Annotated in this window: 26 protein-coding genes; 20 read left to right on the top strand and 6 right to left on the bottom strand. The window is 66.5% G+C overall.

The window, feature by feature from the left end:
* Positions 1–142: 142 nt before the first annotated feature.
* The gene (locus AC5LXK_RS15210) at positions 143–394 is read right to left on the bottom strand and encodes an accessory factor UbiK family protein (protein ID WP_006489451.1); all 252 of its coding nucleotides are present in this window, start codon (positions 392–394) and stop codon (positions 143–145) included.
* A 356-nt stretch (positions 395–750) separates the two neighbouring features.
* On the opposite strand from AC5LXK_RS15210, the gene AC5LXK_RS15205 reads away from it, so the two are divergent.
* The 7 genes from AC5LXK_RS15205 (at position 751) to ptsP (ending at position 8181) form a co-directional block, all read left to right on the top strand.
* Entirely contained in the window at positions 751–1089 is a 339-nt protein-coding gene (locus AC5LXK_RS15205; RefSeq protein ID WP_038711752.1) for a P-II family nitrogen regulator, read from the top strand.
* Between the two features lie 38 nt (positions 1090–1127).
* Positions 1128–2645: an ammonium transporter gene (locus tag AC5LXK_RS15200; RefSeq protein WP_493389541.1), complete on the top strand. Its 1518-nt coding sequence runs from the start codon at positions 1128–1130 to the stop codon at positions 2643–2645.
* A gap of 243 nt (positions 2646–2888) precedes the next feature.
* Positions 2889–4178 (top strand): glutamate--cysteine ligase, encoded by a 1290-nt coding sequence (gene gshA, locus AC5LXK_RS15195; protein ID WP_493389540.1) that lies wholly within the window; start codon positions 2889–2891, stop codon positions 4176–4178.
* 27 nt (positions 4179–4205) lie between these two features.
* A complete protein-coding gene (gene gshB / locus AC5LXK_RS15190; RefSeq protein WP_493389539.1) occupies positions 4206–5162 on the top strand; it encodes a glutathione synthase in 957 nt (318 codons plus the stop codon).
* A gap of 231 nt (positions 5163–5393) precedes the next feature.
* Entirely contained in the window at positions 5394–5864 is a 471-nt protein-coding gene (locus AC5LXK_RS15185) for a PTS sugar transporter subunit IIA (RefSeq protein ID WP_493389538.1), read from the top strand.
* Between the two features lie 73 nt (positions 5865–5937).
* On the top strand, positions 5938–6207 hold the full coding sequence (locus AC5LXK_RS15180; RefSeq protein ID WP_031401331.1) for an HPr family phosphocarrier protein: 270 nt from the start codon (positions 5938–5940) through the stop codon (positions 6205–6207).
* Between the two features lie 201 nt (positions 6208–6408).
* On the top strand, positions 6409–8181 hold the full coding sequence (gene ptsP / locus AC5LXK_RS15175) for a phosphoenolpyruvate--protein phosphotransferase (RefSeq protein WP_493389537.1): 1773 nt from the start codon (positions 6409–6411) through the stop codon (positions 8179–8181).
* Positions 8182–8249: 68 nt separating this feature from the next.
* Here the strand turns inward: ptsP and AC5LXK_RS15170 are convergent, their stop codons facing one another.
* The 3 genes from AC5LXK_RS15170 to gpmA all read right to left on the bottom strand — a co-directional run bounded on the left by AC5LXK_RS15170 (position 8250) and on the right by gpmA (position 11661).
* Complete coding sequence (locus AC5LXK_RS15170; protein WP_493389536.1) at positions 8250–9002, bottom strand: HesA/MoeB/ThiF family protein; 753 nt, start codon at positions 9000–9002, stop codon at positions 8250–8252.
* Positions 9003–9107: 105 nt separating this feature from the next.
* Entirely contained in the window at positions 9108–10658 is a 1551-nt protein-coding gene (locus AC5LXK_RS15165; protein WP_493389535.1) for a S41 family peptidase, read from the bottom strand.
* Positions 10659–10914: 256 nt separating this feature from the next.
* Positions 10915–11661: a 2,3-diphosphoglycerate-dependent phosphoglycerate mutase gene (gene gpmA / locus AC5LXK_RS15160; protein ID WP_309290630.1), complete on the bottom strand. Its 747-nt coding sequence runs from the start codon at positions 11659–11661 to the stop codon at positions 10915–10917.
* 136 nt (positions 11662–11797) lie between these two features.
* Here gpmA and AC5LXK_RS15155 point away from each other — a divergent pair, with 136 nt between their 5' ends.
* The 5 genes from AC5LXK_RS15155 to AC5LXK_RS15135 all read left to right on the top strand — a co-directional run bounded on the left by AC5LXK_RS15155 (position 11798) and on the right by AC5LXK_RS15135 (position 14708).
* Positions 11798–12220: a rhodanese-like domain-containing protein gene (locus tag AC5LXK_RS15155; RefSeq protein WP_059233118.1), complete on the top strand. Its 423-nt coding sequence runs from the start codon at positions 11798–11800 to the stop codon at positions 12218–12220.
* Positions 12217–12477, top strand: a complete 261-nt coding sequence (gene grxC, locus AC5LXK_RS15150) for a glutaredoxin 3 (protein ID WP_006477722.1) — start codon at positions 12217–12219, stop codon at positions 12475–12477. Before AC5LXK_RS15155 ends, grxC begins: the two co-directional genes overlap by 4 nt.
* Positions 12478–12584: 107 nt before the next feature.
* On the top strand, positions 12585–13067 hold the full coding sequence (gene secB, locus AC5LXK_RS15145; RefSeq protein WP_011353285.1) for a protein-export chaperone SecB: 483 nt from the start codon (positions 12585–12587) through the stop codon (positions 13065–13067).
* A 25-nt stretch (positions 13068–13092) separates the two neighbouring features.
* Positions 13093–14091 (top strand): NAD(P)H-dependent glycerol-3-phosphate dehydrogenase, encoded by a 999-nt coding sequence (locus AC5LXK_RS15140; RefSeq protein ID WP_493389534.1) that lies wholly within the window; start codon positions 13093–13095, stop codon positions 14089–14091.
* 92 nt (positions 14092–14183) lie between these two features.
* Entirely contained in the window at positions 14184–14708 is a 525-nt protein-coding gene (locus AC5LXK_RS15135; protein WP_493389533.1) for an O-acetyl-ADP-ribose deacetylase, read from the top strand.
* Positions 14709–14742: 34 nt separating this feature from the next.
* On the opposite strand, the gene trmL is transcribed toward AC5LXK_RS15135, so the two are convergent.
* Complete coding sequence (gene trmL, locus AC5LXK_RS15130; RefSeq protein ID WP_176049603.1) at positions 14743–15213, bottom strand: tRNA (uridine(34)/cytosine(34)/5-carboxymethylaminomethyluridine(34)-2'-O)-methyltransferase TrmL; 471 nt, start codon at positions 15211–15213, stop codon at positions 14743–14745.
* Between the two features lie 105 nt (positions 15214–15318).
* Positions 15319–16092 (bottom strand): phosphoribosyltransferase family protein, encoded by a 774-nt coding sequence (locus AC5LXK_RS15125; RefSeq protein WP_493389532.1) that lies wholly within the window; start codon positions 16090–16092, stop codon positions 15319–15321.
* Between the two features lie 81 nt (positions 16093–16173).
* Between AC5LXK_RS15125 and AC5LXK_RS15120 the strand changes: the two genes are divergently transcribed.
* The 8 genes from AC5LXK_RS15120 to AC5LXK_RS15085 all read left to right on the top strand — a co-directional run bounded on the left by AC5LXK_RS15120 (position 16174) and on the right by AC5LXK_RS15085 (position 23228).
* Complete coding sequence (locus AC5LXK_RS15120) at positions 16174–17139, top strand: methyltransferase domain-containing protein (RefSeq protein ID WP_493389531.1); 966 nt, start codon at positions 16174–16176, stop codon at positions 17137–17139.
* A 195-nt stretch (positions 17140–17334) separates the two neighbouring features.
* A complete protein-coding gene (locus AC5LXK_RS15115; protein ID WP_493391232.1) occupies positions 17335–17859 on the top strand; it encodes a DUF2244 domain-containing protein in 525 nt (174 codons plus the stop codon).
* A gap of 57 nt (positions 17860–17916) precedes the next feature.
* Positions 17917–19506, top strand: a complete 1590-nt coding sequence (gene coxB, locus AC5LXK_RS15110; RefSeq protein WP_493389530.1) for a cytochrome c oxidase subunit II — start codon at positions 17917–17919, stop codon at positions 19504–19506.
* A 43-nt stretch (positions 19507–19549) separates the two neighbouring features.
* Positions 19550–21157 (top strand): cytochrome c oxidase subunit I, encoded by a 1608-nt coding sequence (ctaD, locus tag AC5LXK_RS15105; RefSeq protein WP_493389529.1) that lies wholly within the window; start codon positions 19550–19552, stop codon positions 21155–21157.
* A 70-nt stretch (positions 21158–21227) separates the two neighbouring features.
* Positions 21228–21368: a cytochrome oxidase small assembly protein gene (locus tag AC5LXK_RS15100; protein WP_006760728.1), complete on the top strand. Its 141-nt coding sequence runs from the start codon at positions 21228–21230 to the stop codon at positions 21366–21368.
* Positions 21369–21403: 35 nt separating this feature from the next.
* A complete protein-coding gene (locus tag AC5LXK_RS15095) occupies positions 21404–22015 on the top strand; it encodes a cytochrome c oxidase assembly protein (protein WP_493389528.1) in 612 nt (203 codons plus the stop codon).
* Between the two features lie 16 nt (positions 22016–22031).
* The gene (locus tag AC5LXK_RS15090; RefSeq protein ID WP_021163748.1) at positions 22032–22232 is read left to right on the top strand and encodes a DUF2970 domain-containing protein; all 201 of its coding nucleotides are present in this window, start codon (positions 22032–22034) and stop codon (positions 22230–22232) included.
* Between the two features lie 138 nt (positions 22233–22370).
* Positions 22371–23228, top strand: a complete 858-nt coding sequence (locus tag AC5LXK_RS15085; RefSeq protein WP_027789064.1) for a cytochrome c oxidase subunit 3 — start codon at positions 22371–22373, stop codon at positions 23226–23228.
* Positions 23229–23343 lie beyond the last annotated feature (115 nt).

The following is a 23343-nucleotide window of genomic DNA, read 5'->3' as shown; positions in this document are numbered from 1 at the left end:
ACGAACTGCGAAAAATGATGGACTGCGAAGAGCGGGTGCTGCGGGGAACGACGGACTACCGGGAACGACGGAACGGCTTCGGGGCGGCGGGCGCGGGCCGCACGAGGCGGCCCGCGCCCGGACCTTGCGGCCGGGTGGAGCGTCAGGCTTGCGGCGCGGCGAGCTTCTGCTCGAGTTCCGCAACGCGCTTTTCGAGTTCCTCGAGGCGCACGCGGGTGCGGGCGAGCACCTGTGCCTGCGTGTCGAATTCCTCGCGCGTGACGAGATCGAGCTTCGAGAAGCCTTGCGACAGCATGGCCTTCACGTTGCGCTCGACGTCCTTGGCCGGCGAGTTTTTCAGCAGGTCGCTGACGCGCGACTGCAGATCGTTGAAAACGTCGCTGGGTTGCTTCATGTGATTACCCTTCCTTGCACAAAAAATGTGCATCTTCAGTTGCGTACGTGCCCATGATGCACGCATGACCGGAAATGGTGCGCCGGGGGCGCGAATTCCGGGCATGGCACCCGCATGGGTGAATGCCCCGGCGATCCGGGACGTGCGTGCACTCTAGCAATGATCCTTTCGCCGCGCCAGCAAACCGGGCCACGTTGGCCATTCGGCCGGGCTTTCGCACCTTACATCACGGGATGCGACCCCGTTCCGGAGCCCTTCGAGACGGCGTTCGGACCAACATGGCATGCGAGTTGCTGAGAAGAGTCCGTTACAAACATTCCAACCAATTCGACGGGACAACCCAGCGAGAGGACTTCATGAAACTCATTACCGCAATCATCAAGCCGTTCAAGCTCGATGAGACGCGCGAGGCGCTGTCGGCGCTTGGCGTCTCGGGCATCACGGTGACGGAAGTGAAAGGGTTCGGGCGCCAGAAGGGGCACACCGAGCTGTATCGCGGCGCCGAATACGTGGTCGATTTCCTGCCGAAGATGAAGATCGAGGCAGCCGTGTCCGACGATCTCGTCGACCAGGCGGTGGAAGCGATCGAGCGGGCCGCGCGCACCGGCAAGATCGGCGACGGCAAGATTTTCGTCACGCAGATCGAGCAGGTGATCCGGATTCGCACCGGGGAGACCGGCGCCGACGCGCTGTAACTAGAACAGACAAGACAAGCGACAAGAGGAAACCCAAGATGCGCAAACTTCTGATGTCCCTGCTGATGGCCGGCTCGCTGATCGCGGCCGGCGTCGGCTCCGCGCTCGCCGACGACGCGGCGTCCGCCGCGGCTGCGTCCGCGCCCGCCGCCACGGCGTCCGACGCATCGGCTGCCGCCGCGCCGGCCGCGTCCGCGCCGGCTGCCACCGACGCGTCCGCCACGGCTGCTGCCGCCGCCGCACCGGCTTCGGGCGCCGCCGACGCATCGGCCGCCGCCGCCGCGTCCGCGCCGGCCGCACCGGCTGCGCCGACCGCCCCGTTCTCGGTCGATTCGTCGAAGATCAGCGCGGGCGACACCGCGTGGATGCTGACGTCCACCGCGCTCGTGCTGTTCATGACGATCCCCGGCCTCGCGCTGTTCTACGCGGGCATGGTCCGCAAGAAGAACGTGCTCGCGACCGTGATGCAGAGCTTCGCGATCACCGCGGTGATCACGGTGCTGTGGACGGTGATCGGCTACAGCCTCGCGTTCACGCCGGGCAACGGCTTCATCGGCGGCCTGTCGCGCGCGTTCCTGCACGGGATGAACTACATCCACGGCGACAAGGCGACGACGCTGACCGTCAGCCACCTGGCGCCGACGATTCCGGAATCGGTCTACTTCGTCTACCAGATGACGTTCGCGATCATCACGCCGGCCCTGATCTGCGGCGCGTTCGCCGACCGGATGAAGTTCTCGGCGATGCTCGTGTTCATGACGCTCTGGTCGCTGATCGTCTACGTGCCGATCGCGCACATGGTGTGGGAGCCGACCGGCTGGCTGTCGTCGGACGGCGTGCTCGACTTCGCGGGCGGCACCGTCGTGCACATCAACGCCGGTATCGCGGGCCTCGTGTCGTGCCTGATGCTCGGCAAGCGCGTCGGCTTCGGCCGTGAATCGATGGCGCCGCACAACCTCGTGCTGACGATGATCGGCGGCTCGATGCTGTGGGTCGGCTGGTTCGGCTTCAACGCGGGTTCCGCGGTCGCGGCCGACGGCCGTGCCGGTTTCGCGATGCTGACGACGCAAGTCGCGACGGCCTGCGCGGCGCTCGGCTGGATGTTTGCCGAATGGCTCACGCACGGCAAGCCGTCGGTGCTCGGCATCGTGTCGGGCGCGGTCGCGGGCCTCGTCGCGATCACGCCGGCCGCCGGCTTCGTCGGCGTGACGGGCGCGCTCGTGATCGGCATCGCCGCCGGCGTGGTGTGCTTCTGGTCGGCCACGTGGCTCAAGTCGAAGCTCGGCTACGACGATTCGCTCGACGCGTTCGGCGTGCACGGCGTGGGCGGGATTCTCGGGGCGTTGCTGACCGGGGTATTCGCGGTCAAGGACATCGGCGGCGCCGACGGCAGCGTACTGCTGCAGGCGAAGGGCGTGCTGATCACGCTGGTCTACAGCGGCGTGCTCAGCTTCATTCTGCTGAAGCTGATCGACCTGACGATCGGCCTGCGCGTGACCGAAGAGGAAGAGCGCGAAGGCCTCGACGTGGTCCTGCACGGCGAGCATGTCGAATAAGTCGTACGGATGAACGGCGGGCCGCCGCGACGACGGCGCCCGCCCCGAATGAGCGCAGCGACTTCGGCCCGCCCACCCGGCGGGCTTTTTTTCTCCTGTCACCCGCTGCCGTAGCGCATAACCCTGCGCGCTATCGGGTCAATAGCCGAAAACTTCCTCGAAACCCTTGCGAAGCCGGGAACAATCCCCAAATGGGCAGGGCAATTGCTCTACAATCTTCATTCTCCCGCTCGCGAGTGATTCATGGTTCCCCACCTCGTTACCGCGTTGAACGGTCCGCTGCTCGAACTCGAGCAGAAGATCCTCGACGCGACGCCTGCGATCGAACGCTGGTTCAGGCTCGAATGGCAGGAACACACCCCGCCGTTCTATTGTTCGGTGGACCTGCGCAACGCCGGCTTCAAGCTGGCTCCCGTCGATGCGAACCTGTTTCCCGGCGCATTCAACAATCTGCCGTCCGAAGTGCTGCCGCTCGCCGTGCAGGCCGCGATGGCCGCGATCGAGAAGATCTGCCCGGACGCGAAGAACCTGCTCGTGATTCCCGAGCTGCCGACCCGCAACGCGTTCTACCTCGAAAACGTCGCGCGCCTCGCGACGATCATGCGCCAGGCCGGCCTGAACGTGCGCTTCGGTTCGCTCGACCCGAGCATCACCGACATGACGCCGATCACGCTGGCCGACGGCCAGAAGATCGTGCTCGAGCCGCTCGAGCGTTCGCAGCGCCGCCTCGGCCTGAAGAATTTCGATCCGTGCTCGATCCTGCTGAACAACGACCTGTCGGCCGGTATCCCGGCCGTGCTGGAAAACCTGCACGAGCAGTACCTGCTGCCGCCGCTGCACGCGGGCTGGGCCGTGCGCCGCAAGTCGACGCACTTCTCGTGCTACGACGACGTCGCGAAGAAGTTCGCGAAGATGGTCGGTGTCGATCCGTGGATGGTGAATCCGTATTTCGCGCACGTGGAAGGCGTCGACTGGCAGGCGCATGAAGGCGAGCAGGCGCTCGCCGACGCAATCGACGGCGTGCTGAAGAAGATCGCGCGCAAGTATCGCGAATACGGGATCAGCGAGAAGCCGTATGTCGTCGTGAAGGCCGACGCCGGCACCGCGGGGCGCGGCGTGATGACCGTGCACGACGCGGCCGAGATCGGCCGCATGACGAAGGCCGAGCGCGCGCAGATGGCCGAGTCGAAGGCCGGCCTCGCGGTGCGCGACGTGATCGTGCAGGAAGGCGTGTACACGTTCGAGCGCGTCGGCGACGAAGTGGCCGAGCCCGTCGTGTACATGATCGACCGCTACGTGGTCGGCGGTTTCTACCGCACGCACGGCGGCCGCGAGCGCGACCAGAACCTGAACGCGCCCGGCATGCACTACGTGCCGCTCGGCTTCGAGCACACCGCGCTGCCGGATGCCGGCGCGAAGCCGGGTGCCGCGCCGCCGAACCGTTTCTACATGTACGGCGTCGTCGCGCGGCTGGCGCTGATCGCGTCGTCGATCGAACTGGAAAAGACCGATCCCGAAGCCATCCAGGTGTAACGGACCTTCGCTACGTACAGGACCCGCATGGACATTCTTTTTATCGCCGACCCGCTCGAGCACTTCAAGATCTACAAGGATTCGACCTACGCGATGATGGCGGAGGCCGCGCGGCGCGGGCATGCGGTGTACGCATGCGAGCCGCGCCACCTCGCGTGGACGGGCTCGGCCGTCGAGGCCGACGTGCGGCGCATCACGTTCGTCGGCGAACTGGACGACCTGCATCGCGAGACCTGGTTCGACGCGGGTGCGGTCGACGCGCGCCGCCTCGAATCGTTCGGCGCGGTGCTGATGCGCAAGGATCCGCCGTTCGACATGGAATACGTGACGTCGACCTGGCTGCTCGAGCTGGCCGAGCGCGCGGGTGCGCGTGTGTTCAACAAGGCGCAGTCGATCCGCGATCATTCGGAGAAGCTCGCGATCGGCGAGTTTCCGCAGTTCGTCGCACCGACGCTCGTCACGCGCGACGCGAAACGGCTGCGTGCATTCCACGCCGAGCATGGCGACGTGATCCTGAAGCCGCTCGACGGGATGGGCGGGATGGGCGTGTTCCGCGTGAAGCCGGACGGCATGAACCTCGGTTCGATCGTCGAGATGCTGAGCCATGACGGCACGCGCTCGGTGATGGCGCAGAAGTTCATCCCCGAGATCAAGGCCGGCGACAAGCGCATCCTGCTGATCGGCGGCGAGCCCGTGCCGTACTCGCTCGCGCGGATTCCGCAGGGCAGCGAGGTGCGCGGCAATCTCGCCGCGGGCGGGCTCGGTGTCGCGCAGCCGCTGACGGCGCGCGATCGCGAGATCGCCGGGACGCTCGGCCCCGTGCTCGCGTCGCGCGGGCTGCTGCTGGTCGGCCTCGACGCGATCGGCGACTGGCTGACCGAGGTGAACGTCACGAGCCCGACGTGCTTCCGCGAGATCATGGAGCAGACGGGCTTCGACGTCGCCGCGATGTTCATCGACGCGCTGGAGCGCGCGGCCGCGTAGGCCGCTTTCCGCGCAACCCCGGCGGCGGCCGCGCAGGTCCCCCGTCGCCGGAGCAGCTTGACCGGCCTGCTACAATGCCCGCTTGCCCGGTGCCGTGATCGGCGCACCGAAGGCCCGGCGGTCGGGCCGATACTGTTGCAAGGCTGAACATGAAACGTTCCCTACACTCGCTACGCTCTTTGCCCCGCCGCGGGGTATCGGCCCGCCAGGGGCGGCCGGGAGCGATCTGACATGGCCGGGATCCTGATCATCGCGCACGCTCCGCTGGCCACCGCGCTGCGGGACTGCATCGCGCACATCTACGGCGGCGTGCCCGCCCGCATCGGCTGTATCGACGTGATGGCGGACAACGATCCGGCCCAGGTGATGGCGTTCGCGCACGCGGAACTCGCGCGGCTCAAGGAAGACAACGGCGTGATCGTGCTGACCGACATGTACGGCGCGACGCCCGCGAACATCGCCGGCCAGCTCGCTAAAATCGACAACGTGCGCGTACTGGCGGGCGTGAACCTGCCGATGCTCGTGCGGGCCGTCTGTTACCGCACCGTGCCGCTCGACAAGCTGGTCGACAAGGCGCTGTCCGGCGGCGCGAAGGGCGTCCACGAGGTGTCGTCCGGCACGCCGCCGCCGCCGACGGAAACCGGCTGCGGCCAGTGCGCGCCGATTCCGCCCGAACCGCAGCCGCGCACCGAATCGCACTGATTTCCCGTTTTCCGTTTTAGACAGCACCGCCGACGCGCGCCGCCGGCGGCCCCGACCGACCCGACCGAGAATCATGCTTCAACAAGAAACCACCATCGTCAATAAATTGGGGCTCCATGCGCGCGCATCGGCCAAGCTTACGCAACTGGCCGGCAACTTCCAGTCGGAAGTCTGGATGACGCGCAACGGGCGCAAGATCAATGCGAAGAGCATCATGGGTGTGATGATGCTGGCGGCCGGCATCGGCAGTACCGTGACGATCGAGACCGAAGGGTCCGACGAACGGGAAGCGATGGATGCGCTGCTGAAGCTGATCGCCGACAAGTTCGGCGAAGGCCAGTGATCGCCACGCGGGATCGTTGCCGTTTCCAGTGAGAATGCCGCGGATTTCGCGGCATTTTTTTCATCGGAAGCATTGATGCGGAATGCGCAATGCTGCGGTGCATGCAGTCAGCGGGGAGTCGCGGAATTTATAATCGCTAACCGGGGTCATAAGCGCATCGCAGCAGTGTGCCGCGGCTTTACTTGTACAGAGGAGGTGCGCGTGTCCTTCACGCTGCATGGCATTCCCGTCTCACGTGGTATCGCGATCGGGCGAGCGTACCTGATCGCGCCGGCGGCGCTCGACGTCGCCCATTACCTGATCGAGGCCGACCAGATCGACGCCGAGGTCGAGCGATTCCGCACGGCGCTCGACGTCGTGCATCACGAACTCGAAGCGCTGCGCGCCGACCTGACCGACGACACGCCGAGCGAAGTCGGCGCGTTCATCGACGTCCACGCAATGATCCTGGGCGACGAGATGCTCGTGCAGGAAACCATCGACCTGATCCGCACGCGCCGCTACAACGTCGAATGGGCGCTGACCGAGCAGCTCGAACTGCTCACGCGCCACTTTGACGATATCGAGGACGAATACCTGCGCGAACGCAAGGCCGACATCGAGCAGGTGGTCGAGCGCGTGCTGAAGGCGCTTGCCGGCGCGCCGTCCGCGTCGCAGGCGCTCGGCCGCGCGGCCAGGAACGGCACGAACGAGATGATCGTTGTCGCGCACGACATCGCGCCGGCCGACATGATGCAGTTCAAGACGCAGTCGTTCCAGGCGTTCGTCACCGACCTCGGCGGGCGCACGTCGCACACGGCGATCGTCGCGCGCAGCCTCGGCATTCCGGCCGCGGTCGGCGTGCAGCACGCGAGCGCGCTGATCCGCCAGGACGACCTGATCATCGTCGACGGCGACCAGGGCATCGTGATCGTCGATCCCGCGCCGATCGTCCTCGAGGAATATTCGTACCGCCAGTCCGAGAAGCAGCTGGAGCAACGCAAGCTGCAGCGTTTGAAGTTCTCGCCGACGCAAACGTTGTGCGGCACCAAGATCGAGCTGTACGCGAACATCGAGCTGCCCGACGACGCGAAGGCGGCCGTCGAGGCCGGCGCGGTCGGCGTCGGCCTGTTCCGTTCCGAGTTCCTGTTCATGCATCAGAAGGAGATGCCGGAAGAGGAGGAGCAGTTCGCCGCGTACAAGCGCGCCGTCGAGTGGATGAAGGGCATGCCGGTGACGATCCGCACGATCGACGTCGGCGCGGACAAGCCGCTCGAGGCGCTCGACGAAGGCTTCGAGACGGCGCCGAACCCGGCGCTCGGCCTGCGCGCGATCCGCTGGAGCCTGTCCGAGCCGCAGATGTTCCTCACGCAGCTGCGTGCGATCCTGCGCGCGTCCGCGTTCGGCCAGGTGAAGATCCTGATCCCGATGCTCGCGCACGCGCAGGAAATCGACCAGACGCTCGATCTGATCCGCGAGGCGAAGCGCCAGCTCGACGACGCGGGGCTCGCGTACGATCCGAACGTGCAGCTCGGCGCGATGATCGAGATTCCGGCCGCGGCGATCGCATTGCCGCTGTTCCTGAAGCGGTTCGATTTCCTGTCGATCGGCACGAACGACCTGATCCAGTACACGCTCGCGATCGACCGCGCCGACAACGCGGTCGCGCACCTGTACGACCCGCTGCATCCGGCCGTGCTGCACCTGATCGCCTATACGTTGCGCGAAGCGAAGCGTGCGGGCGTGTCGGTGTCGGTGTGCGGGGAGATGGCCGGTGACCCGGCGCTCACGCGGCTGTTGCTCGGGATGGGGCTCACCGAGTTCTCGATGCACCCGAGCCAGTTGCTGGTCGTGAAGCAGGAGATCCTGCGCGCGCACCTAAAGGCGCTCGAGAAGCCGACGGCCGACGTGCTGGCCGCATTCGAGCCGGAAGAGGTGCAGGCGGCGCTGCAGCGGCTGTCGGTTGCCGAGCCGCGTGCGGACGCGGCCGCGTAGGCGTTTTCGCTGCCGCTAACCGTGGCGGAGCGTCACGCATGCGCGGTCCCGCGCATGCCCGTCGCGCGTCAGTGCCGGCCCCCGCACACGGGGCAGTCGGCCTGGCGCGCGATCTTCATCGTCGTCCATTCCATCCGCAGCGAATCGAGCATCATCAGCCGCCCGTTGAGCGTCTTGCCGATGCCGCCGATCACGCGCAGCGCTTCGGCCGCCTGCATCGCGCCGATGATCCCGACGGTCGGTGCGAACACGCCCATCGTCGAGCACGCGACTTCCTCGAACGGCTGGTCTTCCGGGAACACGCACGCATAGCAGGGCGCGTCCGCCTCGCGGAAGTCGAACGTGCTGATCTGGCCGTCGAAGCGCAGCGCGGCGCCCGACACGAGCGGCACGCCGTGCGCGACGCACGCGCGGTTGATCGCATGCCGCGTCGCGAAGTTGTCGGTGCAGTCGAGCACGACGGTCGCGTGCGGCACGTGCGTGTCGAGCCATGCGTCGTCGACGCGCTCCGCGACCGCGTTCATCTTCACCTCGGGATTCAGTTGAGCGAGCGTGTCGCGCCCCGATTCGACCTTGCTGCGGCCGACCGATGCCGTCACGTGCAGGATCTGCCGCTGCAGGTTCGTGAGGTCGACCGTGTCGGCATCGACGAGCGTGATCGTGCCGACGCCCGATGCCGCGAGGTACATCGCGGCGGGCGAGCCGAGGCCGCCCGCGCCGACGACGATCGCATGCGCATCGAGAAAGCGCTGCTGCGCCTCGATGCCGATTTCGTCGACGAGGATGTGACGGGAATAGCGAAGGAGTTGATCGTCGTTCATGGGGAATCGTGGGCGAGGCGGGCGGACGTTGCGTTATTTTAGGCGCGCATGAAAAACGGGCCATCGCGGTCTTCCCGCGATGGCCCGTCGGATGCCGGCCGGCGCTTACTGCGGTGCCGACGCGGGCTTCGGTGCGGAAGCCGGCTTCGCGCTGGCGCCCGATGCCTTGGAGGCGGTGGCAGCCTTGCCGGCCGGGCTCTTCGTCGTGCTGTCGGCGAGCATCGACTTCGATTCCTGGACCGGCTTGCCTTCGAGCTTGTTGAGCGCCTGCTGCATCATGAAGTCGTCGGCGCTGCCGAACTCGATCGGCTTGCGATCGCGATCCTTCTGGCGCTGCTCCGGCGTCTTCTTGTCGTTCTGCTCTTCAAGAATGCGCAGCTGATCCATCCGGCGCTGCTCGCGCTCTTCCTGTTCCTTCTTCTCGTTCGGATCCTGCGTGTTCGCGAGGTGGTTCGAGTAATCGACCTCGCGCGTCACGAGCACGTCGTCCGGATCGCCGTCCGCGTACTGATCGACCGGCACGTCCGGCGTGATGCCCTTGTTCTGGATCGAGCGGCCGCTCGGCGTGTAGTAGTACGCGGTGGTCAGGCGCAGCGCGGTGTCGGCCGTCATCGGGCGGACCGTCTGCACCGAACCCTTGCCGAACGTCGTCTTGCCCATGATCTGCGCGCGCTTCGAATCCTGCAGCGCACCGGCGACGATTTCCGACGCGGACGCCGAATAGGCGTTCGTCAGCACGATCATCGGCACGGTCTTGAAGACCGGCGGCAGGTTCTTCAGCGGATCGCCGTCGAAGGAAGGCAGGCGATAGTTGTCGTACGTATCGCGGTAGACCTGCTTCGAATCGGGGATCTGACCGTTGGTCGACACGACGACCGAGTCGGGCGGCAGGAACGCGCCGGCCACGCCGACCGCGCTCTGCAGCAGGCCGCCGCCGTTGTTGCGCAGGTCGAGGACGAGGCCCTTCAGGTTCGGCTGCTGGCGCGCGATGTCCTGCAGCTTCGCCGCGAGGTCGGGCGTCGTGCGCTCCTGGAAGCTCGTGATGCGGATGTACGCATAGCCCGGATCGAGGATCTTCATCTTCACGCTCTGGACCTTGATGATCGCGCGCGTGACCGTGACCGGGAACGTGCGGTCGTCGCTCTTGCGGAAGATCGTCAGCGTGACCTTGGTGCCCGGCTCGCCGCGCATCTGCTTGACGGCCTTGTCGAGCGTCATGCCGCGCACCGGCTTGTCGTTGATGCGCGTGATCAGGTCGCCCGGACGGATGCCGGCGCGGAACGCGGGGGTGTCCTCGATCGGCGAGATCACCTTGACGAGGCCGTCTTCCTGCGAGATCTCGATGCCGAGACCCGCGAAGCGGCCCTTCGTCTGCTCCTGCAGCTCGTCGTAGTCGGTCTTGTCGAGGAACGACGAGTGCGGGTCGAGGCTGGACACCATGCCCTTGATCGCCGCCGTCAGCAGCTTCTTGTCGTCGACCGGCTCGACGTACTCGCGCTTGATCTGGCCGAATACTTCCGCGAACAGGCGGAGCTGGTCGAGGGGAAGCGGCGCCGTGGCGGTCTGCTCGGCCGATGCGGAAACCTGCAGCGTGGCGAACACGCCCGTGGCGAGGCCCGCGGCAATCAGGCCGATGTTCTTCAATTTCATTCGCATAGAGATCTGGTGCGGTCGGGAAGCGCGTGGCGGTAGCGGGGATGTAGCGGACAAGTATAACTGTTCGTCCGATGACTCAGTGGAACGGCGCGAAAAGCGTCGCAAGGAGCCCGGAGCCGGCCCGGCCGGGCACCGCCGGATGCGCTGCGGGTTCGAAAGCGGATTCGACAGCGCCGGGGCCGCGAAGGTTCGCGCGGTGCGCCGGACGATGGCCGGGCACGCCGCGCCGGACGCGGCTTGCCCGGCGCGACGGGCGTCAGCCTGCCTTGCCCTGCTTCGCGACGGCGGCCTGCGCCTGCGCGATCGCGTCCTGGTCGCCGAGGTAATAGTGCTTGATCGGCTTCAGGTTCTCGTCGAGTTCATACACGAGCGGCACGCCGTTCGGGATGTTGAGGCCGACGATGTCGCTGTCCGAGATGCCGTCGAGGTACTTGATCAGCGCGCGCAGCGAGTTGCCGTGCGCGGCGATCAGCACCTGCTTGCCGGCACGGACGGCCGGCGCGATCGACTCGTTCCACAGCGGCAGCACGCGTGCGACCGTGTCCTTCAGGCACTCGGTGAGCGGCAGCTGCTCGCGCGGCACCTTCGCATAGCGCGGGTCGTTGAACGGCGCACGCTCGTCGGTCGGCTCGAGCGCGGGCGGCGGCGTGTCGTAGCTGCGGCGCCACACGAGCACCTGCTCGTCGCCGAACTTCGCGGCCGTTTCCGCCTTGTTCAGGCCCGACAGCGCGCCGTAGTGACGCTCGTTCAGGCGCCACGAGTGGACGACCGGCAGGTACATCAGGTCCATCCGGTCCTGCACGTGCCACAGCGTGCGGATCGCGCGCTTGAGCACCGACGTGTACGCGATGTCGAACGTGTAGCCGGCCTCCTTGAGCAATTCGCCGGCCTGGTAGGCCTCGTTGCGACCCTGTTCGGTCAGGTCGACGTCGACCCAGCCGGTGAAGCGGTTTTCCTTGTTCCACGTCGATTCGCCGTGGCGGATGAGAACGAGTTTGTACATGGATCTTGCGGTCGGTAGTGATAGGGAAGCGGGGCGCGTCGCACGGGACCCGACCGGGGCCCGCCATCGCGCAAGACGGTTATTTTATAATGGCGGGATTGTCCTTATCCGATTTCTCTTTTTCCGGCGGAATTCCGTGACGTTCTTTACCGATTACACGAACCTGGCCCTTATCGCGATCCTGGTGGTATCCGGCGGCCTGCTGGCCTGGCCGGCACTGCGCCGAGGCCGTGGCGGCCTGTCGGCCGCAGAGGCGACGCAACTCATCAACCGCCGCAACGCGATCGTGATCGACGTGCGCGCCGCGTCCGATTTCGCTGCCGGCCACCTGCCGTCGGCGCGTCAGGTCGCGGCGGGCGAGATCGGCGCGAAAATTGCGCAGGTCGCGAAGAACAAGAGCACGCCGGTGTTGCTCGTCTGCCAGAACGGCCAGCAGTCGCAGAAGGCGGCGCGCGAGGTCGAGGCGGCGGGTTACGCCGAGGTGCACGTGCTCGAAGGCGGCGTGGCCGCCTGGCAGCAGGCCGGGATGCCGGTCGTCAAACAAGGAGTGGCGAAGTGAACAAGGTTTTGATGTACAGCACGCAGGTGTGTCCGTATTGCATGCAGGCCGAGCGCCTGCTGAAGCTGCGCGGTGTCGAGCAGATCGAGAAGGTGCTGATCGACCGCGATCCGGCCCGCCGCGAGGAAATGATGACGCGCACGGGGCGCCGCACGGTGCCGCAGATCTATATCGGCGACACGCACGTCGGCGGTTACGACGATCTGTCGAAGCTCGACCGCGAAGGCGGGCTCGTTCCGCTTCTGCAAGCGGCCTGATTAGGGCAGAATGGCCGCCGGCCGCGCCGCGGCTTGGGCGCGCAGGATTCATCCGTGGCGGCCGGCGAGAAGCCGGGCCGCTCCGTCACCACTTTTAGGGAAACACCATGTCCGACGTCGAAAACCAACCGTTCTTCAACATCCAGCGCGTCTACCTGAAGGATATGTCGCTCGAGCAGCCGAATTCGCCGGCGATCTTCCTCGAGCAGGACATGCCGTCGGTTGAAGTCGAAGTCGACGTCAAGGCCGACCGCCTCGCGGAAAGCGTGTTCGAAGTCGTCGTGTCGGGTACCGTCACCGCGAAGGTGAAGGACAAGGTCGCGTTCCTGATCGAAGCGAAGCAGGCCGGCATTTTCGACATCCGCAACATTCCGGACGAACAGCTCGACCCGCTCGTCGGCATCGCCTGCCCGACGATCCTGTTCCCGTACCTGCGCTCGAACATCGCCGACGCGATCACGCGTGCGGGCTTCCCGCCGATCCACCTGGCGGAAATCAACTTCCAGGCGCTGTACGAGCAGCGTCTCGCGCAGCTTCAGCAGCAGGCCGGCGCCGCAGCAGGCGCGCCGAACGGCACGACGCTGAACTGACGTTTCACTCGGACCGGTGCTGGGTATGAAAGTAGCCGTTCTCGGCGCCGGTGCCTGGGGCACCGCGCTCGCGGGTCATCTGGCCGCGCGGCACGATACGCTTCTGTGGGCGCGCGACGCCGCGCTCATCGCCGGGCTGCAGGCCCGGCACGAAAATTCCCGCTATCTGGACGGCATCGCGCTGCCTGACGCGTTGCGCTACGACGCCGATCTCGGCGCCGCGCTCGCGCATGGCGCCGCGGACGACGCGCTGTGCGTGATCGCCGCGCCCGTGGCCGGGCTGCGCACGCTGTGCCACGCGATGCGCGACGCGGGCTGCGTGCCCGCGCACGTCGTCTGGGTCTGCAAGGGCTTCGAGGCCGACACGCATCTGCTGCCGCACCAGGTGATCGCGGCCGAGCTGCCCGAACAGCAGAGCAACGGCGTGCTGTCGGGCCCGAGTTTTGCGCGCGAGGTCGGGCAGTCGCTGCCCGTCGCGCTGACGGTGGCGAGCGCGTCGGCCGAATGCCGCGAGCGCACGCTCGCTGCGTTCCATCACGGTGCGATGCGGATCTATACGGGCGACGACGTGGTCGGCGTCGAGGTCGGCGGCGCGGTGAAGAACGTGCTGGCGATCGCGACCGGCATTGCCGACGGCCTCGGCCTCGGGCTGAATGCGCGCGCCGCGCTGGTCACGCGCGGCCTCGCCGAAATGTCGCGGCTCGGCGTCGCGCTCGGCGGCCGCGCGGAAACCTTCACCGGCCTCACGGGCCTGGGCGACCTGATCCTCACCGCGACGGGCGACCTGTCGCGCAACCGCACGGTCGGCCTGCAACTGGCGGCCGGCCGCACGCTGAACGATATTCTCGGCGCGCTCGGCCACGTGGCCGAAGGCGTGCGTTGCGCGCAGGCCGTGCTGGCGCTCGCACGGGCGCAGTCGATCGAAATGCCGATCACGGAAGCCGTGTGCGGCGTGCTGTTCGACGGCATCGCGCCGCGCGACGCGGTCAGCGGCCTGCTGCGGCGCGACGCGCGCGCGGAGTAGTACGAACCGGCCGGGCCTGGTGCGGTCGCATCGGGCGCGCGGCGCCAAAGCGGACTACGCTTGAACAGTCTCCGGCGCTTCGGGAGGTCGTCATGCTGCAGATCCATTCCACCACGCTCGATGCGCAGGTCGTCGACATCACGACGCTCGATGTCGACGCGATCGTCAACGCCGCGAACGGCTCGCTGCTCGGCGGGGGCGGCGTCGACGGTGCGATCCACCGCGTGGCCGGCCCCGGCCTGCTCGCCGAGTGCCGCACGCTCGGCGGCTGCGACACGGGCGACGCGAAGCTCACGCGCGGTCACGGATTGCCGGCGCGCTACGTGATCCATGCGGTCGGGCCGGTCTGGCACGGCGGCGGGAGCGGTGAGGCGGAACTGCTCGCATCGTGCTACCGGCGCGCGATCGAGCTGGCCGAGGAAGTCGCCGCGACGTCGATCGCGTTCCCGGCAATCATCTGCGGAATCTACCGTTATCCGGCAGAAGAGGCGGTCGGCATTGCCGTCGGTACCGTCGCCGAGATGCTGCCGCAGGCGCCGAACCTTGCACGCGTGGTGTTCGCGTGCTTTTCCCCCGACATCTACGACCTGTATCGCGCGCGGCTCGCGCGAACCTGACGCCTCGCGCGCCGGGGGTGGCGCGCGACGAGCGTCAGGCGCCGCCTTCGAAGCCGGCCTGGCGCCATGCCTCGAACACGACGACCGCGACCGTGTTCGACAGGTTCAGGCTGCGGTTGTCCGGCCGCATCGGCAGGCGCACGCGCTGCTCGTTCGGGAAGCGTTCGAGCAGGTCGGCGGGCAGGCCGCGCGTTTCCGAGCCGAACACGAACCAGTCGCCGGGCAGGAACGCGTGATCGTGGAAGCGGCCCGAGCCGCGTGTCGTGAACGCGAACATCCGCGCGGGATCGGGCGCTTCGGACGCGACGAACGCGTCCCAGTCGCGGTGCACGCGCATCTGCGCATACTCGTGATAGTCGAGGCCGGCGCGGCGCATCCGCGCATCGTCGAGCGGAAAGCCGAGCGGCTCGATCAGGTGCAGATGCGCACCGGTATTCGCGCACAGGCGGATCACGTTGCCGGTGTTCGGCGGAATTTCGGGGGCGACGAGGACGACGTTGAACATGTTTCGGTTTGGCTGGGCCGGCCGGGGCGGCGCAACGTGCGCGTTCCCGGCCGGCCGGTTCGTGGCGGCCACGGCCGCGTTCGGGCGGCCGGCCTCTCTATCTAATTAATCCCTGGCGGTGCGCAGCGCAACCAGATTCGTCACGCGCGCGGCGCCCGCCGCCTTCAGTGCGTGCGCGGCCGCCGCGAGCGTTGCGCCGGACGTCATCACGTCGTCGACGAGCGCGACGTGGCGGCCGGCGATGCCGCCCGCCACCGCGAACGCCGCCATCACGTTGTCGCGCCGTGCGCGCCGGTCGAGCCGCGATTGCGGCGCGGTGTCGGCGATGCGCGCGAGCAGTGCCGCATCCGCACGCACGCCAAGCCGGCGCGCGAGCGGACGTGCGATCGCCCACGCCTGGTTGTAGCCGCGGGCCACGAGCCGCCGGTGCGACAGCGGCACCGGGGCGACGAGGTCGAAGCCGCCCGCGCCGCGCGTATCGACGACCAGCCGCGCGAGCCGGGCCGCGAATTCGGCGCCGAGCGCGAGCCGCGCATGAAACTTCAGGCCGCGCGCGAGCCCGTCGAGCGGCGCGCGGTAGTCGGCGAGCGCGAGCGTCGCGTCGAACGGCGGCGGTGTCTTGCAACACGCGTCGCACCGGTATGCGGCCGCACGGCGCGCATGGGGCTGCCCGACGCCGAGCGGCAGCGCGCAGACGTCGCAGCGCAGTCGCGCTTCATTCCAGTACGCGGCGTCGCAAGCGCCGCAGATCACGGCGTGTGACAAATTGCCGCACAGCGCGCAGCGATTCGGTAACGCGACCGCGACGACGTGCGCCGACAGCGCGCGAACCTGCGACAAAACGACGCGCATCGTGCGTCCGGCGGAACTGCGGATCATCGCAACACTCCTGACACCCCGCCTCAATGAAGCTTCCGGGGCGAGCGAGTATACTTCGGGCTCTTCGCCAGTGTGCCCGACATGTCCCCAGCTTCGACTTCCACCGGCCGTCCGGCCAATGACGCCCGGCGCTTGCGGCGGATCTTCGACCGCCGCGCCGCCACGTTCGACGCGGTCGCGTTCCTGCCGCGCGAGATCGCGCAGCGGATGAACGAGCGCCTCGAATACATCAAGGTGAGCCCAGCGTCCGTGCTCGATGCGGGCTGCGGCCCGGGCGACGACCTGCCGGCGCTGCGCGCGCGCTTTCCGGAAGCACCCGTGTTTGGCGTGGACCTGTCCGGCGCGATGCTCGCGCAGGCCGGCCAGCGCGAGGTCGAGCAGACCAGCTGGCGCCGCTGGCTGCCGGCGTCGCTCGGCCGGGCGCTGGGCCAGCGCGGCCCGCGCGTCGCGCAGGCCGACTTTGCCGCGCTGCCGTTCCCGGGCAGCGCATTCGACCTGATCTGGTCGAATCTCGCACTCCACTGGCATTCGCGCCCCGACGCGGTGCTGCCCGAATGGCAGCGCGTGCTGCGCGTCAACGGCCTGCTGATGTTCAGTACGCTCGGCCCCGACACGCTGCGCGAGCTGCGCGCGGCCTGCGCGGACGCCGAAGCGGCGCTCGGCATCGCGCCGCCCGCCGCGCGCGTGATCGATTTCGTCGACATGCACGACCTCGGCGACATGCTTGTCGAGAGCGGCTTCGAGATCCCCGTGATGGACCAGGAAGTGCTGACCGTCACCTACAAATCCCCCGATTCCCTGCTGGCCGACGTGCGCCGCTGGGGCGCCTATCCGTTCGAGCGCACGGCGCCGCAGCACGCGACGCGGCGCTTTCGCGCGGCGCTCGGCGACGCGCTGGAGGCCCGCCGGCGCGCGGACGGCACGATTCCGCTGACCTTCGAGGTGATTTACGGCCACGCATGGAAGGCCGTACCGCGCACGACTGCCGAAGGGCATGGGATCGTGCGCATCGAGGACATCGGAAAGGGGCGTCCGAAGAATCGGTAAAGCGGTAAAGAGGGGTTTTGTTATGTCTGAAATTAGCGGCGCAAAGCGGGGTCGAATTAGCGGCAAAAACGGCCGGAAAGCTTGTCGCGCTTGGCTTGGCGGGCGATAGGCGCTTGCTTGTGGATGCCATTGAACCCGCCTATAATGCGTCAGCTTGTCGTCCCGGGGTCCCCGCAATACGGGCCGACGAGTCCGATGCAGGCATGCATCGCATGCCATTCGCGTGAGGCGGCGATGGAAGCAGCGAGGGTTTTGGCGGAGACGACGAACGGCGAACCGGTCCTCGAAGACTGGCTCATGAAACGCAATTGTTCGGTGTCGCCGCGCCAGTTCGTGCTGTTTTACGCGTCGCTCGCGGGCTTCTCGCTGGTGATCGCGACGTTGCTGATGTGGAGAGGGGCCTGGCTCGTCATGCCCTTCACCGGAATCGAGTTGCTGGTGGTGGGTGTCGCATTTGCGATCTATGCTCGCCATGCGGTCGATTACGAGCGCATCAGGCTGTTTCCGCATCGGCTCGTGATCGAGCGGATGGATGCGGAGCGGCTGACACAGATCGAATTCAACCCGCGCTGGGTGCGGGTCGAGCCGGGTGCGACGCCACGCGATCCGATTCGACTGGTATCGCGCGGGCAGACCGTCGTAATCGGGCAGCATCTCGCGCAGTACAAGCGTGCGCAGTTCGCCGACGAACTGCGCGTGTCGCTCAGGCGCTGCGGCTGACGAGGCGCGGGCACTGGCCGGAAACGGGCCGGTAGCTTGCGACGGGGGAGGGTTTGAATGGAAATTTTGGGTAAGGATGCTATGAAAACAATCAAGCGAGCCCTCATGGGCGTGCTGGCATGCAGCGGATTGCTCTTTGCCGGTGCCGCCCTGGCGGTCGGTGATAGCCCGGGCGGCCCCCGCGTCAACGAGATCAACTTTCAGCCGCCGGTCACGAAGATCGCCGAGGAGCTCTACGATCTCCACACGATGATGCTGATCCTGTGTACGGTGATCTTCGTCGGCGTGTTCGGCGTGATGTTCTATTCGATCTTCGCGCACCGCAAATCCAAGGGCTACAAGGCCGCCAATTTCCATGAAAGCACGACCGTCGAGATCATCTGGACGATCGTGCCGTTCGTCATCGTCGTGCTGATGGCGCTGCCGGCGACGAAGGCCGTCGTCGCGATGAAGGACACGACCAACGCCGATCTCACGATCAAGGTCACCGGCTACCAGTGGAAGTGGGGCTACGACTACGTGAAGGGCCCGGGCGAGGGCATCGGCTTCCTGTCGACGCTCAGCACCCCGCGTGACGAAGTGATGGGCAAGAAGCCGATCACCGACACCTATCTGCAGGAAGTCGACAACCCGCTCGTCGTGCCGGTCAACAAGAAGATCCGCATCATCACGACCGCGAACGACGTCGTCCACTCGTGGTACGTGCCCGCGTTCGGCGTGAAGCAGGATGCGATCCCCGGCTTCGTGCGCGACACGTGGTTCAAGGCCGACAAGGTCGGCACGTTCCGCGGCTTCTGTACCGAACTGTGCGGCAAGGAACACGCGTTCATGCCGGTCGTCGTCGAAGTGCTGTCGGAAGACGACTACGCGAAGTGGGTGACCGCGCAGAAGGCCAAGATGGCCAGCGCGTCGGTCGATCCGAACAAGGTCTACACGATGGCCGAACTCGTCGCGCACGGCGAGGAAGTCTACAAGTCGAACTGCGCGGCCTGCCACCAGGTGAACGGCAAGGGCCTCGGCGCATTCCCGGCCATGGACGGCAGCCCGATCGTGAACGGCCCGATCGCCGGCCACGTCGAGCGCGTGCTGCACGGCAAGGGCGCGATGCCTTCGTGGGCCTCGCTGTCGGACCTCGACATCGCGTCGGTCATCACGTACGAACGCAATTCGTGGGGCAACCACAGGAACGACCTGCTGCAGCCGAAGCAAGTGGCTGACGCGCGCAACGGCAAGATGCTGGAAGACACGGCGGGCGCGGCAGCGGCCCCGGCTGAAGCGGCTTCGGCACCGGCGCAAGCCGCGTCGGGCGCCGCCGAGCAGCCGGCGGCATCGGCCGCGCTGTCGACGATCTACTTCGAGACGGGCAAGAGCGGGCTGCCGGCCGACGCGAAAGCGGCGATCGCGGCCGCGGCCGACTATGCGAAGGCGCATCCGGACGCGAAGCTTGCGCTGTCGGGCTTCACCGACAAGACGGGCTCGGCCGACGCGAACGCCGAACTGGCGAAGCATCGCGCACAAGCCGTGCGCGACGCGCTGAAGGCAGCAGGCGTGGCGGAAGACCACATCATCATGAAAAAGCCGGAAACGATCACGGGCGGGGCTGACGCTAAGGAAGCCCGGCGGGTCGAGATCGGTCCGGCGGCTTGACGTGTCGCTGAGTTAGTCGACGTATTCGCATTAGGAGATTCTCATGTCTAGCATCGGGCACGACGTAGCCGCGGACCACGCGCACGACGACCACGCGCACGGAGCCCCGCACGGCTGGCGTCGCTGGCTGTTCGCCACCAACCACAAGGACATCGGTACGCTGTACCTGTTGTTCTCGTTCATCATGTTCCTGTCGGGCGGCGTGATGGCGCTCGGCATCCGTGCCGAGCTGTTCGAGCCGGGCCTGCAGATCATGCGTCCGGAGTTCTTCAACGAACTCACGACGATGCATGGCCTGATCATGGTGTTCGGCGCGATCATGCCGGCGTTCGTCGGCTTTGCGAACTGGATGATTCCGCTGCAGATCGGCGCATCCGACATGGCGTTCGCGCGGATGAACAACTTCAGCTTCTGGCTGCTGCCGGTTGCTGCCGTGCTGCTGGTCGGCTCGTTCTTCGCGCCGGGCGGCGCGACGGCCGCCGGCTGGACGCTGTACGCACCGCTGTCGACGCAGATGGGCCCGGGCATGGACTTCGCGATCTTCGCGGTCCACTTGATGGGCGCATCGTCGATCATGGGCGGGATCAACATCGTCGTGACGATCCTGAACATGCGCGCACCGGGCATGACGCTGATGAAGATGCCGATGTTCGCGTGGACGTGGCTGATCACGGCGTACCTGCTGATCGCGGTGATGCCGGTTCTGGCAGGCGCGATCACGATGGTGCTGTTCGACCGTCACTTCGGCACGTCGTTCTTCAACGCGGCAGGCGGCGGCGACCCGGTGATGTACCAGCACATCTTCTGGTTCTTCGGCCACCCCGAGGTGTACATCATGATTCTGCCGGCGTTCGGGATCGTGTCGCAGGTGATCCCGGCGTTCGCACGCAAGACGCTGTTCGGCTATAGCTCGATGGTGTACGCGACGGCTTCGATCGCGATCCTGTCGTTCATGGTCTGGGCGCACCACATGTTCGCAACGGGCATGCCGGTCACCGGCCAGCTGTTCTTCATGTACGCGACGATGCTGATCGCGGTGCCGACGGGCGTGAAGGTGTTCAACTGGCTCGCGACGATGTGGCGCGGCTCGATGACGTTCGAAACCCCGATGCTGTTCGCGATCGGCTTTCTGTTCGTGTTCACGTTCGGCGGCCTGACGGGCCTGATGCTCGCGATGGCGCCGCTCGACATCCAGTATCACGGCACCTACTTCGTGGTGGCGCACTTCCACTACGTGCTGGTGGCCGGGTCATTGTTCGCGCTGTTCTCGGGCTGGTACTACTGGGCGCCGAAGTGGACGGGCTGGATGTACAACGAGACGCGCGGCAAGATCCACTTCTGGGCGTCGATGATCTTCTTCAACCTGACGTTCTTCCCGATGCACTTCGTCGGTCTCGCGGGCATGCCGCGCCGCTATGCGGACTACCCGGCGCAGTTCACCGACTTCAACCAGGTCGCGACGATCGGCGCATTCGGCTTCGGCCTCGCGCAGGTGTACTTCCTGTTCGCAGTCGCGCTGCCGGCCTACCGTGGCGGCGGAGAGCTGGAAAAGGCGTCGGACAAGCCGTGGGATGGCGCGACGGGCCTCGAGTGGACGGTGCCGAGCCCGGCTCCCTTCCACACGTTCGAGCAACCGCCGCACGTCGAGTAAGTTTCACAGTGCGCTCCGCCGCTGCCTGCCGTGCAGGCAGGCGCGGCGGGCGCCGAACCGAAGCCTCTAGATGAACCGGAATCCACAAGAAAGACGAACGCCCGAGCAGATCCGCGCGGGCAACAAGCGGCTCGGCCTCATCCTGCTCGTCATCGCCGCCGTTTTTTTTGTGGGTGTCGTGATCAAGCAGTGGTGGCTGTCCACTCACTGATGCTGTAACTGACGCAGTAGCGAGGAAGTAGTCGTATGTCGAAGCCGGAAGAGGGCGCCGTCGATCGCGCGTTCAATCGTTCGATGCTGGTGAAGCTCTTCGTCGTGGCCGGGCTGATGTTCGGTTTCGGCTTCGCGCTGATCCCCATGTACCGGGCGATCTGCCAGGTCACCGGCATCAACAACCTGGTGCAGCGCGATGTCAGCGAGCGCGAGGCGAAGAATTCGCAGGTCGACACCAGCCGTACGGTGTCGGTCGAGTTCGATGCAAATGCGCGCGGGCCGCTCGGCTTCAAGCCGGAGCACAACAGCCTCGACGTGCACCCGGGCGAACTGACGACGATCGTGTACGACGTGACGAACGGGCAGGGCCGGCCGGTCGTTGCGCAGGCGATTCCGAGCTACGCGCCGAAGCAGGCGACGGAGTTCTTCAAGAAGATCGAGTGCTTTTGCTTCACGCAGCAGACGCTGGCCGCGAACGAGTCGCGCAAGATGCCGGTGGTGTTCGTGATCGATCCGAAGCTGCCGAAGGACGTGAAGACGATCACGCTGTCGTACACGTTCTTCGAACTGAATACGCCGGCCGCGCCGGCACCGGTGCCGCGCAGTACGGCGGCACAGGATGCGGCGAAGCCGGACGCATCATGACGACGGAGGCGGGGCGATGACGGAGGTCAAGCGGGGCGGATCGTTCGGCCAGGCGCTGAAAGCCGTGTTGTGGTCGTTCTTCGGGGTGCGCAAGCGGCGCGACCTGGAGGCCGACGCGACGCAGCTGAATCCGCTGCACGTGCTGATCGTCGCGTTGCTCGCGGCCGGCGTGTTCATCGGCGTGCTGATCCTGATCGTGCGTGCCGTCGTGGGCTGACGCCCGCGGCCACGAAAGAATGCAGTGCGCAGCGCCACGGCGCTGCGTGCAGAAAAGCGCGGCGGCAGTCGGGCCGCGCAAGAAATAAAGCCGGAGCGGTTTCCGGTACACAAATTGGACAGAAGTGGAGAATCAAGCATGAGCGGTCAAAACCAGACCCCGTACTATTTCGTGCCGCATCCGTCGCACCATCCGATCAGTGCAGCCATCGGCCTGCTGGTCATGCTCGGATCGGCGGCGCTGTGGATCAACGGTCACGACTGGGCGCCGTTTACGGCGCTGCTCGGCCTGCTGTGGTTGCTCTTCACGCTGTATCACTGGTTCGGCGACGCGATCGCCGAATCGGAAGGCGGTCATTACGGCAAGAACGTCGACAAGTCGTACCGCTGGAGCATGAGCTGGTTCATCTTCTCCGAAGTGATGTTCTTCGGTGCGTTCTTCGGCGCGCTGTTCTATGCACGTGAAATCGCGCTGCACCAGCTCGGCAGCCTCGACTACAAGCTGATCTGGCCGGACTTCTCCGCCGTGTGGCCGAACGAAGGCCCCGCCGCGCTCGCCGGTCACTTCAAGACGATGGGCCCGTGGCCGATCCCGACGCTGAACACCGCGTTCCTGCTGTCGTCGGGCGTGACGCTGACGATTTCGCACCACGCACTGCGCGACGATCATCGCAAGAAGGCGATCGCCTGGCTGGCCGCGACGCTCGTGTTCGGTATCTGCTTCCTGTTCCTGCAGGGCTTCGAGTACTACCACGCGTACAACGAACTGAACCTGACGCTGAACTCGGGCGTGTACGGTTCGACGTTCTTCCTGCTGACCGGCTTCCACGGCTTCCACGTGTTCCTCGGCGGCACGATGCTCGCGGTGGTGCTGGTGCGGATGATCCGCGGCCACTTCAAGCCCGATCACCACTTCGCATTCGAAGGCGCCGCGTGGTACTGGCACTTCGTCGACGTCGTCTGGCTCGGCCTGTACGTCGTCGTCTACTGGCTGTAAATGGAAAAACGGCCCGCGCAGCAATGCGCGGGCCGTTTTCATTGGTGTCGTGGGCGCGGCGGCGACGCTGCGAGCGACACCACCCTGGCGCCGCCGCGACTCAGTCAGGCGGCGC

The sequence above is a fragment of the Burkholderia pulmonis genome, assembly GCF_984667975.1.
The sequence above is the reverse complement of the archived record's forward strand: the minus strand, read 5'-3'. Positions and strand labels throughout refer to the sequence as shown.